Raw genomic sequence first — 15,515 nt, forward strand, 5'->3', positions numbered from 1 at the left:
GATTTCGGATTCACGCAATTTCCTCTTCGAGTATTTTCACGGGCCGGTCCCACTGGATGAGCACGATACAGCCGGTATCGCTCCAGACCGAGTGCTCGCTGCCCGGCGCGTTGACGATATAACTGCCGCTGATGTAATCGCCCGTCTCGTCGGATTGAACGCCATCGAGCACCAGGATGGTTTCGAGCCCCTCGTGGCGATGGCGGGGAACAGAGGCGCCGGGCTCATATTTCAACAGTGCCACGCCCGGCTGATCGCCCTCGAAGGGGCGGATCCAGTGGATGGTGACAGCATCGCGGAAAGGGCCGAATTCCAGCTCCTTCCAGCCGCCTGACGTCAGGCGTTCGCGGATCGTTTCAGGCATGGGCGATGCTTTCCAGAATGTCGTCGACATGGGCGGTCCAGCCGACGATTGCGCCCTGGGCGCGGATCATGGCGATGGCGGCGGCTTTGAATTCGGGGAAATAGCTTTCCGTCGCCTCCTCGGCGAGCAGGCATTCATAGCCGCGGTCGTTTGCTTCGCGCATCGTCGTCTGCACGCAGACTTCGGTGGTGACACCGGCAAAGACGAGCTGCTTGATGCCCTTCTGCTGCAGCACGGTGCCGAGTTCGGTCGCGTAGAAGGCGCCTTTGCCGGGCTTTTCGATGACGACTTCGCCCTTCACAGGAGCGAGTTCCGGAAGAATTGCCGTGCCGGGCTCCCCCGAAATCAGGATGCGGCCCATCGGGCCTTCGTCGCCGATCCGGAGCGCAGGATTGCCGCGGTCGCGTTTGGCCGGCGGCAGGTCGGAGAGATCAGGCCGGTGGCACTCCATCGTATGGATCACAGGCAGGCCGGCATTGCGGAAGCCCTGGATGAGGCGTTTGACGTCGGGCACGATCCTGGTGATGCGGCTGACGTCATTGCCGAGGCTGGCGCCGAAGCCGCCGGGCTCGGCAAAATCGCGCTGCATGTCGATGACGATGAGGGCGAGCTCATCGTGCTTCACCGGAAAGGCGAAAGGCTCTGCCTTGATCTCGATCATCAGTGATGTCCCGCCATGTGGGCGCCGATCACGCCGATATCGGCCGAACGCGCCGGTGTCTCGTAAACCAGCTTGCCTTCCGAAATGACCATGATGCGGTCGGACATCTCGAGCAATTCGTCGAGGTCTTCGGAAAGCAGCAGCACGGCAGCTCCCGAATTGCGGGCCTTCATGATCCGGGCGCGGATTTCGGCAACGGCCGAAAAATCGAGGCCGAAACAGGGGTTCGAGACGATCAGCAGATCGACATCGCCGGTCAGTTCACGGGCTAGTACGGCACGCTGCACGTTGCCGCCCGAAAGTGCTGCGATCGGCGAGGAGGAAGAGGCCGTCTTGACCTTGAAGTCGGAGATCAGCGCCGAGGCACGCTTCTTCATGCTGCCCTTGTTCAGCCAGATCGCGTCCTTGCCGTCCAGCTTCAAGTCGAAGGTGCGGAACGCAAGGTTCTCGCTCACGGTCATCTTGGGTGCACAGGCATTCTGCAACGGCTCTTCGGGGATGAAACGCACCTTGTTCTTGCGGGTCTCCTCACGGGTGGCGCCGTAAGTCTCGCCATTGACCATGACCTCGCCGCTATCGGTCGGGCGTTGGCCGGCCAGAATTTCCGTCAGCTCCTTCTGGCCGTTGCCGGATATGCCGGCGATGCCGACGATCTCGCCGGAGCGGACCGTCAGCGCGTCGATCTCGATCGTCTTCAGGCCGGAGCGATCCGGAGCTTTCACCTGGCTTACAGTGAGCACGGATTTGGCCGCTTCCGCCACTGGCAGACGGCTGTCGAGCTCGGCGAGCTTGACGTCGCCGATCATCATCCCCGCCATCTCGGCGGTGGAGAGCTCGCCGACCTTGCCGGTGCCGACCAGCTTGCCGCGCCGCAGGATCGAGACGGCATCAGCGAACTTCGTCACCTCGTGGAACTTGTGGGAGATCATCAGCACGGTGAGCTCGCCGCGCTCGGTCATCCCGCGGACGATGCCGAGCATCTCATCGGCTTCGGCCGGCGTCAGCACCGAGGTCGGCTCGTCGAGCACGAGGAAGGAGCGGCCGAGATAGAGCTGCTTGACGATTTCGAGTTTCTGTTTTTCGCCGGCCGCAAGCTCGCTCACCGGCCTGTCGAGCGGGATCTTGAACGGCATGCGTTCCATGAAACCCGCCAGATCCTTGCGTTCCCTGGCCCAGTTGATAACCGCGGGTACTTCGGTACGGCTGATGACCAGGTTTTCCGCGCCGGTCAGAGAGGGAACCAGTGTGAAATGCTGGTAGACCATGCCGAGCCCATAGGCGGCGGCATCCTTGGGTGAGGCCACCGCCACCTCGCGGCCGTCGACCGACAACGAGCCTGACGTTGCGTGATAGAAGCCCATGATGCATTTGACGAGTGTCGACTTGCCGGCGCCGTTTTCGCCGAGAAGCGCGTGAAAAGACCCGGCCGGAACGGCGATCGAGACGTTGTCGAGCGCGGTGAAGCTGCCGAAACGCATGGTCATATCGAGCGTCTCGATGCCGACGGCCTTGCCGGCTTGCGGAAGGGGCGTGTCGCGGACTGTGCTCACTTCATTGCTCCTTTTCGACGATGATGGCGACGGGACCGCCGCCGGGCGGACCCTGGTGTTCGGCGCCGCCGGACACATAGAGATCGGTAATGCCGAAGATGCCGGCGAGAACGCCGCCGACGAAGGCACGGGCATGGCGGGTGCCTGCAATATCCGAGTCATCGAGCATCGTGTGGCGCCTGCCGCCGATCCTGCCGGACGGGTCCGGCTCGGCCTTGGCGAGAACCGCCGCCAGCCGGCTGTTTTCCGGCAGGCGTTCGCGGGCTTTCCTGACGGAATGCGCGTCGATCGCATCCCGCATGACCGCGTGGTCGATCGACAGCGGACCGGACCATTTTGCGCTCATGCCGAGGACGATGATTTCGTGATCGGTGAGTTCGACCCCGGACGAGGTTGAGGCGCAGCGGGAAAAGAGATCGAAACGTGTGCAGATGTCGGCATCGTTGATCGATGTCGCATCTATCTCGCCGAGTGCCACGGCGACGCCGAGAGCCGAAGCGCCTCGCGAGAGGCCCATGGATTTCAGCGTGTCGTGGGTTGCGACCGTCCTGCCTGCTGCCTCGGCCTCGGCAATCCGGCGCGAGGTGAGCAGCGGACACTTGATCTGCACGAAATGGGCATCGGCGGGATCATCGATGCCGGCATCCCTCATCGCGGACTTCACGCCTTCGGCAACGAGCAGGATCTGTTCCCGGCGCCCGAGATGTTCGGGGGGCAGCGCGGGGGTACGCGACACACCAATGGCCAGCGCCCGTTCGCCCGGGGTTTCTACGGTTTCACGCGCAAAAACCGTCCAATGCGGCGAGAGTGCACCCTCGGTGCCGCCGGACATGATGATCGAGACGCCGTCGACGCCATATCTACTGAACAATGTCTCGAAGCTGCGGGTGGCATAACCGCGGGTAAAATCATTGACGCAGCCGTTGCCTTCCGTCTTGCCGAGAACGGCGACGATGTTGTTCGCCTGAAGGCCGCTGGCAAAGAGCGCCTCGACGCCGGCAACGTCATCGGGGCCGTCGGCTGGCACGCGAAAGACATGGGCACGCAATGACGGCATCAGGGTAGCGCCTCGACTAGAGCCGCGGAATTGGAGACTGAGCCGAAGACGCCGCCCTGCATCTTCACCATCTTGATGGCGGCGAGGTGGTTTCCGTGGTCGGTCGCACCGCAGCAGTCCTCCAGCAGCAGGCATTCGTAGCCGCGGTCGTTCGCCTCGCGCATCGTCGTCGAGACGCAGACATCGGTGGTGATTCCGGTGAGGATAATGTTCTCGATGCGCTTCTGGTTGAGGATGAGTTCGAGGTCGGTGGCGCAGAACGAACCCTTGCCGGGCTTGTCGATGATCGTCTCGCCTTCGATCGGGTAGAGTTCGGGGATGATGTCCCAGCCGGGTTCGCCGCGCGTCAGGATGCGGCCGCAGGGGCCGGGATCGCCGATGCCGGCGCCGATCCGCTGCGAGCGCCAGCGTTTATTGGCCGGCAGATCGGCGAGGTCCGGGCGATGGCCCTCGCGGGTATGGATGATGTGATAGCCCTTGGCCCGCATGGCGGCAAGCACACGTTTGATCGGTTCGATCGGCGCCTGCACCAGCGACAGGTCGTAGCCCATATGGTCGACATAGCCGTCCTTGCCGCAGAAATCGGTCTGCATGTCGATGATGATGAGGGCGGTGTTATCAGGCCGCAGAGCACCGTTATAGGGCCACGGATACGGATCGGCGTCGATAAAATGTCCTTCGGTTTCGACCATCGCGTCCATCATTCTCTCTCCTATTCCGCGGCAGGTTTGAGGGGTTCGCCGTAACGGCGCATCGGCTTGTCAAATCCGCAGGACGTGCCGTCCTTGACCTTTATCTCGTCTTCCCATGGCAGGCGGTATTTGCCGGCGACAAGGTCGTGCATGTAGGTGTAGGGCGCATCCTGGGCGCCGCCGGCGACGGCGACATAGCCGCGATGGCCAAACTGGTAGATATTGTTCTCCACCCCCCAGCCGAGCCGGGCCTCGCGCACCAGGTCAGGGCGCACCTCGGCGGTGATGATCTCGTTGGGCCGGCCGGAGGTGCCGTGGGCGATGATCGTGCCATCGAAATTGCACACCATGCCTTCACCCATGGAATCGAACGTGCCGTCCGAACCGCACATGCAGACATTGGCGGTAACCATCAGGTTGCAGAAGGCGTTGGCCTGGTTGGTGAAGCGCCAGGCGTCGCGGATCGGCGCCGTGTAGCCGGCGGTGCGGATCATGATTTCGGCGCCCTTATAGGCGCATTCGCGCGCCATCTCCGGGAACATGCCGTCATGGCAGATGATCAGCGCGAGCTTGGCGCCCCGCGGGCCCTCGATGACAGGGATGCCAAGATCGCCGGGCTCCCAAGGCTCGACGGGGATCCAGGGATGCATCTTGCGGTAATAGAGCTTCAGCTCGCCCTGGTCGTCGATGACGATGCCGGAATTGTAGGGCATGCCGCCGGGATTGAGCTCCATGATCGAGAAGCAGCCCCAGATCCGGTTGTCGCCGCAAGCCCGCTTGAAAGCCGCGACCTCCGGCCCGTCGAGCGTGCACATGATCTCCGGATTGATGTCCATGGAGAGGCCGTGCAGCGCGTATTCGGGAAAGATGACGAGGTCCATGCCCGGCTGGTTGCGCCGCGCCTTGGCCACCAGATCGACGATCACCTGCGTCTGTTTCGCCAAGTCCGCTTTGGTGACGGTCACCGGCAGCTGGAGCTGAACGAGGCCGATGCCGACGCCGTGTTCGGATTTGTTGAGACCGCCTAGTCCGTTCATCGGAAAGCTCCGTTATTTCGTGAGCGACAGCGCGCCCGGCGCACCGGCGAGCGAGCGGGTGGGCGAAGAGGTGGCGATCAGGATGACGAGGGTGAGCACGTAAGGCGCTGCATAAAAAAGGTAGTAGCCTTGTGTGACGCCGACCGATTGCAGCGCCGGGCCGAGCGCGCCGGCGCCGCCGAAAAGCAGGGCAGCGAGGAAACAGCCGATCGGGTTCCAGCGGGCGAAGATGACGAGGGCCACGGCCATCAGGCCCTGGCCCGACGAGATGCCTTCGTTCCATGAGCCCGGATAGTAGAGCGAGAGATAGGCGCCGCCGATTGCCGCCAGCGAACCGCCCACTGCCGTCGCCAGCAGGCGAACCCGGTCCGGATGGATGCCCATGGCCCGGGCCGCGTCGGTGCTGTCGCCGACGACGCGCAGGATCAGGCCGATGCGGGTGTTCTTGAAGGCCCAGAACAGGAAGAGGGCAAGTGCCGCGCCGATGAAGAACAGCACGTTGATATTGAGCGCCGCCTGGATCTGCGGAGTGCTCGACCAGCCGCCGAGCGGGATCGAGGGCAGTTTCGGCGCCACCGGCTGGATGAAGGATTTGCCGAGGAAAAACGCCATGCCGAGACCGAACTGCATCATGGCGATGCCGATGGCGATGTCGTTGACCTTCGGGAACTTGCAGATCCAGCCGTGGATGAGGCCGAAGATCGCGCCTGCCACCATTGCGGCCAGCACGCCGAGGGTCGGCGAGCCGGCCATGACAGCCACCGCATAGGCCGTCATGGCGCCGAAGACGAGCGTACCTTCCAGGCCGAGATTGATGCGGCCGGAGCGTTCGGTGATCGTCTCGCCGAGGCTGACGAAGATGAAGGGGGTGGAAACGCGGATGGCGCCTGCGAAGATCGCCAGCGGCACGCCCCAGATGCCGATGCCTGTCTCTTCCATCAGAGGCTCCTTTTCCAGAGGTCGGGATTGAAGATCTTGAAGCGGCCGTAGAAGGTCTCGCAGAACAGAATGACGATGAAGAGCGTGCCCTGCAGCACCAGAACCGTCGCATCCGGCAGGCCCATGCGCCGCTGGATGAGGCCGCCCGAGGCGTCGATGCCGCCGAGCAGGATCGCGACCGGAATGATCGCCAGCGGATTGTGCCTGGCGAGGAAGGCGACGAGGATGCCGGTATAACCGTAGCCGGCGGCAAGCGAGGCGTTGGCGCTTCCCTGCACCGCCGCCACTTCGATCATGCCTGCCAGACCGGCAAAACTGCCGGCAAGCGCGGTAAATCCGGCGATCAGCTTGCCGACCGGCAGTCCCTGGATCTGGGCGGCGCGCACGTTGCCGCCGGCGATGCGGGCGGCAAAACCGTAGCTCGTGGCCTCGATGACGATCCAGGAGACCACGCAGGCGAGGATGCCGATGACCAGGCCCCAATGCACGTCCATGCCGGGAATATTGCCGAGCATGTATTCCGCCGGCAGCGGCCTGGTCGACGGCTTGTTGAGGCTTGCCGGATCGCGTAGCAGCCCTTCGACGAACTGGTTCATCAGGGCAATGGCGATATAGGAGAGCAGCAGCGACGAGATGGTTTCGTTGACGCCGCGGTAGTGGCGCAGGAAACCGGCAAGGCCGATCCAGATGCCGCCGACCACCATGGCGGCGATCGCCATCAGAATGAGGGTGAGGAAGACAGGCGCGGTGCCGGCGAGCGGCAGAGCCATGGCCGCGGCGGCAACGCCGCCCAGCACGACCGCTCCTTCCCCGCCGATGATGACGAGGCCGAGACGGGCGGGCAGGGCGACGCAGAGTGCCGTCAGGAGAAGGGGTGCGGCACGACTTAAGCTGTTCTGCACCGAAAACCAGCTGCCGAAGCCGCCGGTATACATCAGTTGAAAGAGGGTGGCCGGCGACTTGCCGACCGCCAGAATGAAGAGGGAGAAGAGCGCAAGACCGATCAGTATGGCCGCGAGGCCGATGACAACAGGCTCGGCCCGCCGCGCGATCCATTCGAGGACGGGGCGCAGGGAAGCCGGTTTTTCCGCGATGGCTATTGCGGGATCATTGGCCTCGATGGTCATGGCGCTTCTCCCTTCGCGGTTTACGCCGTGGACCCGACGACGCCCTCGACCAGATAATTCATGCTTTCGAGCTCGATCGCGTCTTCGGCGTAGCTCTTGTCGGCGGTGACGACGGTGTCGCCCTTGTTGTCCTTCAACGGTCCCTTGAAGACCGAGAAGCCGCCCTTCATCATGTCGGCCTGCGTGGCTTCGAAGGCCTTGCGGCCCTCGGCGGACACACCGGGGCCAAGCGCGCTCATCTTCACGAAGCCGTCCTTCAGGCCGCCACGCACGAAATTGCCGAGCTTTTCGCCGGCCTGCGCCTTCTTGACGAAGTCGCTGTAGACGTTGCCCCAGGCCCATTCGGCGCCGGTGAGATATTTTTCAGGAGCAAGCGGGCTCTGGTTGGCGTGATAGCCGCAGACGAAGGCGCCGCGGCCGGCAGCCGTCTCGACGACCACTTTGGGGCTGTCGACGTGGCAGGTGATGACGTCCGCGCCCTGGTCTACCAGCGCGTTGGTGGCTTCGGCCTCTTTGACGGCAAGCGACCATTCGCCGGTGAAGATCACCTGGCAGGTGATACCAGGATCGACTGTGCGCGCGCCAAGCAGGAAGGCGTTGATATTCTGCAGAACCTGCGGGATCGGCTTGGCGGCGACGAAGCCGATCTTCTTGCTCTTCGTCGCATGGCCGGCGGCAATGCCGTTCAGATACTGGCCCTGGAAGATATAGCCGAAATAGGAGCCCGTATTGGCCGGGTTCTTGCCTTCCTGCCAGAGGCCGCCGCAGTGGCGGAACTGGACGTCGGGATGTTTGGCGGCCACGGCCAGCATGTGTGGGTCGAAGTAGCCGAAGGAGGTCGGAAAGAGCAGGGTCGCGCCATCCAGATTGATCATGGATTCCATCGTCTTCTGAACGTCGACCGTCTCCGGCACGTTCTCTTCTTCGACCAGCGTCACACCCGGCATCGCCTTGATGACGGCCGCACCTTCGGCATGCGCCTGGTTGTAGCCGTAGTCGTCCTTGGGGCCGACATAGATGAAGCCGACGGTCAGCGCGGTTTGGGCTGCGGCGGAGGAGGCGATCAGACCCGGCATGGCGCCGGCAAGCGCACCGGCAGCGGAAGCCTGGAGGAAATTGCGGCGGTTCATGGAAAGGAGTTTGGTCATCGGAAGTGCTCCTTGCGGCGCTGGGCCGGTTGTGAACGGGTACAGAAAAGTGCATGCAATGCATGTGCCAGAAATTAATATGTTGTTTTTTATAGTTTATCCATTCCAGCAAGACTTGCGCATTGCAAAGTGCATACAGATTGATCGAATTCTTGCGCAAAAAGTAATCAATAGATATTTCTTGTTCATTGTGACTGCGTAGTTGGCACAGACTCGAGTTACCCGAGGTATCTCCTGCATCAGAAAGCGAACATTTAACAATATCTTCGCCGTCCGATTTGACTTATCGAGTCTCGAACGTCATCTGTATGCAGAATGTTGAGGTGAGCAGATTCGTATCGTGAAGCAGACCAGGCGCAGAGAAGTGATCCGCACCGGAACCACCGTCGAACAGATGGTGCGCGCGATTGCCGACATGATCGTTACGGGTGAACTCCTGCCGGGCGCGAAGCTGGACGAAGTGTCGCTCGCGGCTCGTTTCGACGTTTCGCGCACGCCGGTACGCGAGGCTCTGCGTGAGCTGGGCGCCATGGGATTGATTGCGCGCGAGCCGAACCGCAGTGCCGTCGTGACCAATGTCACCGAGGCTTATCTGCATTCGATGTTCGAGGCGATGGCGGAGCTCGAAGCGATCTGCGCCAGGCTCTCGGCCGAGCGTATGACGGTCGATGAACGGCGCGCGCTGGAGTTGGAACATCGGGGATCGGTGAGGCTCGTGCATGCCGGCGCGGAAGAAGAATATTCGGCTCACAATACCGAATTTCACACCCGGCTTTATCGCGGCGCGCATAATGATCATGTCTTCGAGATGGTGACTCAGACACGGGCGCGGCTCGCGCCTTTTCGACGGGCGCAGTTCCGTCTGCCCGGGCGTCTGGCAAAATCCTATGAGGAGCACGGCCGGATCGTCACGGCGATCATGCGCGCGGACGCCGCAGCCGCGGGGCAGGCGGCATATTCCCATGTGGAAATTGTCAGCGATGCCAGCGCGGTCTTTGCAACGCCCGGGGAGTAAAGAGGGCACGACGCCTGAAATCAGGCGCCGCTACGAAGGCGAGAAAACCACGACCGGCAAACGCCGCGGTTATGTCCCGGTCTCTACTCCGCCGCTTCGATGAAGCGGTGGCGTTCGTAGAGGAACTTCAGCACGGCTTCACGGCATTTGAGATATGCGCGGTCGGAGGCGAGTTCGATGCGATTGCGGGGACGGGGCATGATCACATCGAGCACTTCGCCGATGCGGGCCGCCGGGCCGTTGGTCATCATCACGATGCGATCGGACAGCAGCACCGCCTCATCGACATCATGGGTGATCATCACCATCGTGTTGCCAAGGCGGGCGTGGATTTCCATCACCGCGTCCTGCAGATGAGCGCGGGTCAGCGCATCGAGCGCGCCGAAGGGTTCGTCGAGCAGCAGGATCTTCGGCTCCATTGCAAGCGCGCGGGCGATGCCGACGCGCTGTTTCATGCCGCCTGAAATTTCCGAAGGCCGCTTATCCCTGGCATGCGCCATCTGCACGAGATCGAGGTTGGCCATCACCCAGTCATGCCGCTCGGCCTTGGTCTTCGTTCGGTTGAAGAGTTTGGAGACGGCGAGATTGACGTTCTCGTAGACCGTCAGCCAAGGCAGCAGCGAGTGGTTTTGGAAGACGACGGCGCGTTCCGGACCGGGTCCGTTGACCTCACGGTTTTCAAGCAGCACGGCGCCTGCCGAAACCGGGGTCAGGCCGGCGATGAGGTTGAGCAGGGTGGACTTGCCGCAGCCCGAATGGCCGATGATCGAGACGAATTCGCCTGCGGAAATCGTCAGGTTGATGTCCTTCAGGACCTCGGCGCGCACGCCGCCCCGATCGAAATGTTTGTCGATATGGTCGAGCTTCAGATAGGCGTTCATAGGTGCGTTCCTCAGTTGGCCATGGCGCCGCGGGTGATGAGTTTGCCGAGTGCTGCCACCAGCTTGTCGAGGGCGAAGCCGACGATGCCGATATAGGCGAGCGCGACGATGATGTCCGGAAGGCGCGACGAGTTCCATGCGTCCCAGATGAAGAAGCCGATGCCGACGCCGCCCGTCAGCATTTCGGCCGCGACAATGGCGAGCCAAGAGAGGCCGACGCCGATCCTGAGGCCTGTGAAGATGTAAGGCGCTGCCGAAGGCAGCATGATCTTCCAGAAAAACTCGAACTGGTTGAGGCGCAGCACCTCGGCGACATTGCGGTAATCCTGCGGAATATTGCGGACGCCGACGGCGGTGTTGATGATCACCGGCCAGATCGACGTGATGAAGATCACGAAGATCGCCGAGGGGTTGGAATCCTGGAAGGCTGCGAGCGACAGCGGCAGCCAGGCGAGCGGCGGAACCGTGCGCAGCACCTGGAAGATCGGATCGAGGCCACGCATCGCCCAGACCGACTGGCCGATGATCGCCCCGATGATGACGCCGGTGACCGCGGCAAGCCCAAAGCCATAGAGAACGCGCTGCAGCGAAATGAGCACGCGCCAGCCGAGCCCGATATCCTGGGAGCCGTAGTTGAAAAACGGATAGGCGATCAGGTCATAGCTATCCTGCCAGACCCGATGCGGCGAGGGCAAAGACGCATCCGCCGACGAACAGAGCACCTGCCAGACGAGCAGGATGAGTGCCAGCACGACGACTGGCGGAACGACGTTGCGAAGGGCGGTCAGTGCCGCTCGACGAAAATCGATCCGCGATCCATGCTTGCCGGAAAATGGCAGAACCTTTGCCGCCGGCTTGGCAGAGGCGGCCGTGGAGGGATTTTCTTTATTTGCCAGGGCGGACATCAACGTGCTCCTCACGTGAATGAAAGGCCGGCGCGCCCGTTGCGCGCCGGAGCGGGTCAGGAGACAGCCTTGATCGAAAGGCTGTCGAGATAGGCCGAGGGATTTTCAGGGTCGAAGACCTTGCCGTCGAAGAAAGTCTCCTTGCCGCGAGAAGACGATGCCGGAATGTCGGCCGCCGCGACGCCGAGATCCTTGGCGGCCTCGCGCCAGATGTCTTCGCGGTTCACCTGGTTGACCAGCGCCTTGATGTCGGTGCTCGCCGGCAGATTCCCCCAGCGAATGTTTTCCGTCATGAACCAGCTATCGTGGCTCTTGAACGGGTAGGAGGCGCCGTCTTTCCAGAACTTCATATAGAGGTCGGTGGCTTTGGCCTCGCGGCCGTTGCCATAATTGATGTCGCCCTTGAGGCGGCCGAGCACGTCCTTCGTCGGAACGTTGAACCATTGGCGTTTGCCGAGAATGTCAGCCATCTCCGCCTTGTTTTCCATGCTTTCGCACCACTGCTGCGCCTCCATGACGGCCATCAGGAGGGCCTTGGCAGCATTGGGATTCTTTTCGATCCAGTCGGCGCGCAGTCCGAGCGCCTTTTCAGGATGACCCTTCCAGAGCTCGCCCGTGGTGGCTGCGGTAAAGCCGATGCCCTGGTTGACGAGCTGCTCGTTCCACGGTTCGCCCACACAGAAGACGTCCATGTTGCCGACCTTCATGTTGGCAACCATCTGCGGCGGCGGCACGACGATGGTCGAAACGTCCTTGTTCGGATCGATGCCGCCGGCGGCGAGCCAGTAGCGGATCCAGAGGTCATGGGTGCCGCCCGGGAAGGTCATGGCGGCCTTGATCTCCTTGCCCTCCGCCTTCTTTTTCTCGAATGCGGCCTTCAGCTTGGAGGAATCGAGCTGCACGCCGGTTTCGGCATATTCCTTGGCGACGGAAATACCCTGGCTGTCAAGGTTGAGCCGGGCGAGGATAGCCATCGGCACCGGCTTATTGTTCTGCGTCACCTTGCCGGTATGCATGAGATAGGGGAGCGGCGACAGGATATGGGCACCGTCAATGCCGTTTGCTGCACCGCCCAGCACGAGATTGTCGCGGGTCGCACCCCAGGATGCCTGCTTGGCCACATCCGTTTCCGGAAGGCCATGCTTGTCGAAGAAGCCCTTTTCCTTGGCGATGATCAACGGTGCGGAATCGGTGAGCGCGATAAAGCCGAGCTTGGCACCTTTCACCTCAGGGCCTGCTCCGGCTGCGAAGGCGCCGGACGGAAAGGCCGTCTTGACAGCGCCGATGAGGGCAGCCGCTGCGGTCGTCTTGAGCATGCTGCGGCGGGTAATGCCGGTTGTCGAAATTCCAGTCTGCAAATTCTTTGTCATGCGCAGGTTCCCTCTGCTGGCTGAATTTGGACACAAAAAAACGCCGCCGGAAATTGCGTCCAGGGGATGGGAGAATCCCGGAGCAAAGACCTTGCGACGTCGGTGTCTATTGTAGGCGCTTATGCCGCGCCTATCCGCGCCGGTCGCCATTGACCGATGCTTCTCAGAACTTGCAAGCAGCGTGCCAAATTCGAGAGGCGTTGATAACGGCATGAAGTAAAAGGAGAAATGCAAAGAATTGACGAATGCCTATTTCTTCGGCCGCGCTTCTTTCTGCTTCCGTTTTGTGCGATTGCTAACGGAATCGCAGTCATGGGAGCGCTCTATTTGTGCAGCGCACGCAATATGGAAGTCGCGATCAAGCAGACCGCAGAGCGGATTCTGCCCGCCTTATTCGTCGGTATTGCCACCGGCAAAGCTCAGGAGGGGAAGGTCAATGCGTGGCGATTGGCCTCGCCATCACTTCATTTCATTGCAGCAAGGATACGAGGCCGTAGAACGCCGCGGATATTGCTGCAGCCGCCGGCATCGTGACGATCCAGGCGATCACGATGTTGCCGGCCAATCCCCAGCGCACGGCTGAGACACGACGAGCCGCGCCCACTCCAACGATTGCTCCGGTGATGGTATGCGTCGTCGAAACGGGAATACCGAGCCACGTCGCTCCGAAGAGTGTCAATGCTCCGCCCGTCTCCGCGCAGAAACCTTGCATGGGGTTGAGCCGGGTGATCTTCGACCCCATGGTATGAACGATCCGCCATCCGCCAAAGAGCGTACCGAGAGCCATTGCCGACTGGCAGGTAATGACCACCCAGAAAGGCACGTAGAATGTCGGGCCAAGATATCCCTGGCTGAACAGGAGCACCGCGATGATGCCCATCGTCTTCTGCGCATCGTTTCCGCCGTGGCCCAGCGAGTAGAGCGAAGCGGACACGAACTGCATGATGCGAAATGTGCGATCCACCGCAAACGGTGTTTGCCGGACGAATAGCCAGGAGACGGCGAGCACCAGCACCAGGGCAAGCAGGAAGCCGATGGCTGGCGATACGAAAATAGCACCGACGGTTTTTAGAAGGCCGTTCCAGACGATCGAGTTGAAGCCCACCTTTGCCAGACCGGCCCCCACCAGCCCACCGACAAGCGCATGCGACGAGCTCGATGGAATCCCGAAAATCCAGGTGATGATATTCCAGATGATCGCGCCCATGAGTGCTGCGAAGATCACTTGTGGCGAAACGATCGCAGGATCGATGATGCCGGTCCCCAGTGTTTCGGCCACATGCAGGCCGAAGAACAGGAATGCGATGAAATTGAAGAACGCCGCCCAGGCGACCGCATATTGTGGCCGCAGGACGCGGGTCGAGACGATCGTGGCGATCGAATTGGCCGCGTCATGCAGACCATTGAGAAAGTCGAAGAACAGGGCGATAACGACCAGGCCGACCAGCAGCGGCAGAGCGAGGGAGGCATCCATCAGACGTTCTCGATGAGAATGCCGCTGATTTCATTGGCGACATCCTCGAAGCGGTCGACGACTTTTTCCAGCTCTCCGTAGATTTCGCTTCCGATCATGTAGGCCATCGCATTGCCGCTGGCGCCATGACGCAAGAACAGATCCTTCAAACCCTGGTCGTAGAGCTCATCGGAACGTCCCTCCACTCGGGTAACTTCCTCCGCGATGGCCGTGAGACGCTGCGCATTGGCTCCCAATCTGTCGAGGAGAGGTATCGCTTCCGCGACAAGATTTGCCGCCTTGACGATTTCACTGCCCATCTCCTGCATGAGCGGATCGAAGCTCGATTGCTCGAACAAACGGATCGTCTTGACTGCCTTGTGCATCATGTCGATCGCATCATCCATCGACTGAATAAGGTCCTTGATGTCACCCCGGTCGAAGGGCGTGATGAAGCTTCGTCGAACGGCCAGAAGAACCTCACGCGTGACATCGTCGGCCTCGTTTTCCAACGTGACGATGCGTTCGCAGTTTTTCTCAACGTCATTGCCCTTCAGGAGTTGGTCGAGGGCGTGCGCGGCGGCAACGACGGTCTTCGAGTGCTTGGAAAACATCTCAAAGAATCTGTCTTCCCGTGGCATCAGCTTGCGAAAAATGCTCATCATGCCTGGGAACCTTCCTCCTGCGGCCGATTGTCATAAATCTGTCATAAACACGCCCAGGCAATTGAAGCAACAAGCAAATTCGGTAATTCATTCGTTATGACGCCGAGCAAAAAAAGCAGGAAGCCTCGACCGGACAAGTCCCAGCCACTGCTGCGGTCCTGAAACGCTGTTCGCCGGTGCATTCCGTCAACAATACGGCGCACTTTGCTTCCGCCACGGCAATTCCGGATCCGACGTCGAAATCCTGGTGATCACATCGCGCGAGAGTGGGCGCTGGGTCATCCCGAAAGGGTGGCCGATGAAAGGGAAAAAGCCTTTCGAAGCAGCAGCAATCGAGGCCTGGGAGGAGGCAGGCGTGCGCGGGGTGGTGAAGAAGAAGCCGGTCGGCCGCTATACTTATCTGAAAGAACTCGACAATGGCGATGTGGCGCCCTGTATCGTCGACATGTTTCAGATTGAAGTCACGGACATCAGCGGCGATTTCAAGGAGCGGGGTCAGCGTATTCTCGAATGGGTCAGCCCGGATGAAGCGGCAAGACGCGTTCGCGAGATTGAACTCAAGTCGCTGCTCGTCCAATTTGAGGCGCACGGCCGCAAGAAACGCGATCGCGGCTGACCACGGACTTCTTCGCCGGCGTTGAAGCGCCGCGC

At 61.4% G+C, this 15,515-nt stretch carries 15 protein-coding genes and 1 pseudogene; 2 read left to right on the forward strand and 14 right to left on the reverse strand.

Going from position 1 to position 15,515, the window contains the following annotated elements:
* Positions 1-10 precede the first annotated feature (10 nt).
* The 9 genes from GR198_RS23885 to GR198_RS23925 are packed head-to-tail and all read right to left on the reverse strand — an operon-like array spanning position 11 to position 8,575.
* Complete coding sequence (locus GR198_RS23885) at positions 11-364, reverse strand: cupin domain-containing protein (RefSeq protein WP_025398324.1); 354 nt, start codon at positions 362-364, stop codon at positions 11-13.
* Entirely contained in the window at positions 357-1,025 is a 669-nt protein-coding gene (locus GR198_RS23890; protein WP_164049306.1) for a cysteine hydrolase family protein, read from the reverse strand. The genes GR198_RS23885 and GR198_RS23890 overlap by 8 nt, the downstream gene beginning before the upstream one ends.
* Positions 1,025-2,575, reverse strand: a complete 1,551-nt coding sequence (locus tag GR198_RS23895; RefSeq protein ID WP_164069693.1) for an ABC transporter ATP-binding protein — start codon at positions 2,573-2,575, stop codon at positions 1,025-1,027. The genes GR198_RS23890 and GR198_RS23895 overlap by 1 nt, the downstream gene beginning before the upstream one ends.
* A gap of 1 nt (position 2,576) precedes the next feature.
* The gene (gene atzD / locus GR198_RS23900) at positions 2,577-3,632 is read right to left on the reverse strand and encodes a cyanuric acid amidohydrolase (protein ID WP_020047894.1); all 1,056 of its coding nucleotides are present in this window, start codon (positions 3,630-3,632) and stop codon (positions 2,577-2,579) included.
* The gene (gene biuH, locus GR198_RS23905) at positions 3,632-4,333 is read right to left on the reverse strand and encodes a biuret amidohydrolase (protein WP_164069707.1); all 702 of its coding nucleotides are present in this window, start codon (positions 4,331-4,333) and stop codon (positions 3,632-3,634) included. The genes atzD and biuH overlap by 1 nt, the downstream gene beginning before the upstream one ends.
* 11 nt (positions 4,334-4,344) lie before the next feature.
* Positions 4,345-5,361 (reverse strand): formamidase, encoded by a 1,017-nt coding sequence (locus tag GR198_RS23910; RefSeq protein ID WP_164069694.1) that lies wholly within the window; start codon positions 5,359-5,361, stop codon positions 4,345-4,347.
* 12 nt (positions 5,362-5,373) lie between these two features.
* Positions 5,374-6,300, reverse strand: coding sequence for an ABC transporter permease (locus tag GR198_RS23915; RefSeq protein WP_164069695.1), 927 nt, complete (start codon positions 6,298-6,300; stop codon positions 5,374-5,376).
* Entirely contained in the window at positions 6,300-7,427 is a 1,128-nt protein-coding gene (locus tag GR198_RS23920; protein ID WP_029873636.1) for an ABC transporter permease, read from the reverse strand. Before GR198_RS23920 ends, GR198_RS23915 begins: the two co-directional genes overlap by 1 nt.
* 20 nt (positions 7,428-7,447) lie before the next feature.
* Positions 7,448-8,575: a BMP family ABC transporter substrate-binding protein gene (locus tag GR198_RS23925; RefSeq protein WP_164069696.1), complete on the reverse strand. Its 1,128-nt coding sequence runs from the start codon at positions 8,573-8,575 to the stop codon at positions 7,448-7,450.
* A 340-nt stretch (positions 8,576-8,915) separates the two neighbouring features.
* Between GR198_RS23925 and GR198_RS23930 the strand changes: the two genes are divergently transcribed.
* A complete protein-coding gene (locus tag GR198_RS23930) occupies positions 8,916-9,590 on the forward strand; it encodes a GntR family transcriptional regulator (RefSeq protein ID WP_032987207.1) in 675 nt (224 codons plus the stop codon).
* A gap of 83 nt (positions 9,591-9,673) precedes the next feature.
* Here the strand turns inward: GR198_RS23930 and GR198_RS23935 are convergent, their stop codons facing one another.
* From GR198_RS23935 to GR198_RS23955, 5 genes are all read right to left on the reverse strand, one after another.
* Positions 9,674-10,471 (reverse strand): ABC transporter ATP-binding protein, encoded by a 798-nt coding sequence (locus GR198_RS23935; protein ID WP_164069697.1) that lies wholly within the window; start codon positions 10,469-10,471, stop codon positions 9,674-9,676.
* An 11-nt stretch (positions 10,472-10,482) separates the two neighbouring features.
* Positions 10,483-11,376: a nitrate ABC transporter permease gene (gene ntrB / locus GR198_RS23940; protein WP_138334651.1), complete on the reverse strand. Its 894-nt coding sequence runs from the start codon at positions 11,374-11,376 to the stop codon at positions 10,483-10,485.
* 56 nt (positions 11,377-11,432) lie between these two features.
* Positions 11,433-12,746, reverse strand: a complete 1,314-nt coding sequence (locus GR198_RS23945) for a CmpA/NrtA family ABC transporter substrate-binding protein (RefSeq protein ID WP_138334650.1) — start codon at positions 12,744-12,746, stop codon at positions 11,433-11,435.
* A gap of 469 nt (positions 12,747-13,215) precedes the next feature.
* Positions 13,216-14,220, reverse strand: a complete 1,005-nt coding sequence (locus GR198_RS23950; RefSeq protein ID WP_029873640.1) for an inorganic phosphate transporter — start codon at positions 14,218-14,220, stop codon at positions 13,216-13,218.
* Complete coding sequence (locus GR198_RS23955; RefSeq protein WP_164049302.1) at positions 14,220-14,864, reverse strand: DUF47 domain-containing protein; 645 nt, start codon at positions 14,862-14,864, stop codon at positions 14,220-14,222. Before GR198_RS23955 ends, GR198_RS23950 begins: the two co-directional genes overlap by 1 nt.
* Before the next feature lie 96 nt (positions 14,865-14,960).
* On the opposite strand from GR198_RS23955, the pseudogene GR198_RS23960 reads away from it, so the two are divergent.
* Positions 14,961-15,480, forward strand: a pseudogene (locus GR198_RS23960) (NUDIX hydrolase).
* Positions 15,481-15,515: the final 35 nt, after the last annotated feature.

This window comes from Rhizobium leguminosarum (genome assembly GCF_010668065.1).
Taxonomy (GTDB): Bacteria; Pseudomonadota; Alphaproteobacteria; order Rhizobiales; family Rhizobiaceae; genus Rhizobium; species Rhizobium leguminosarum_S.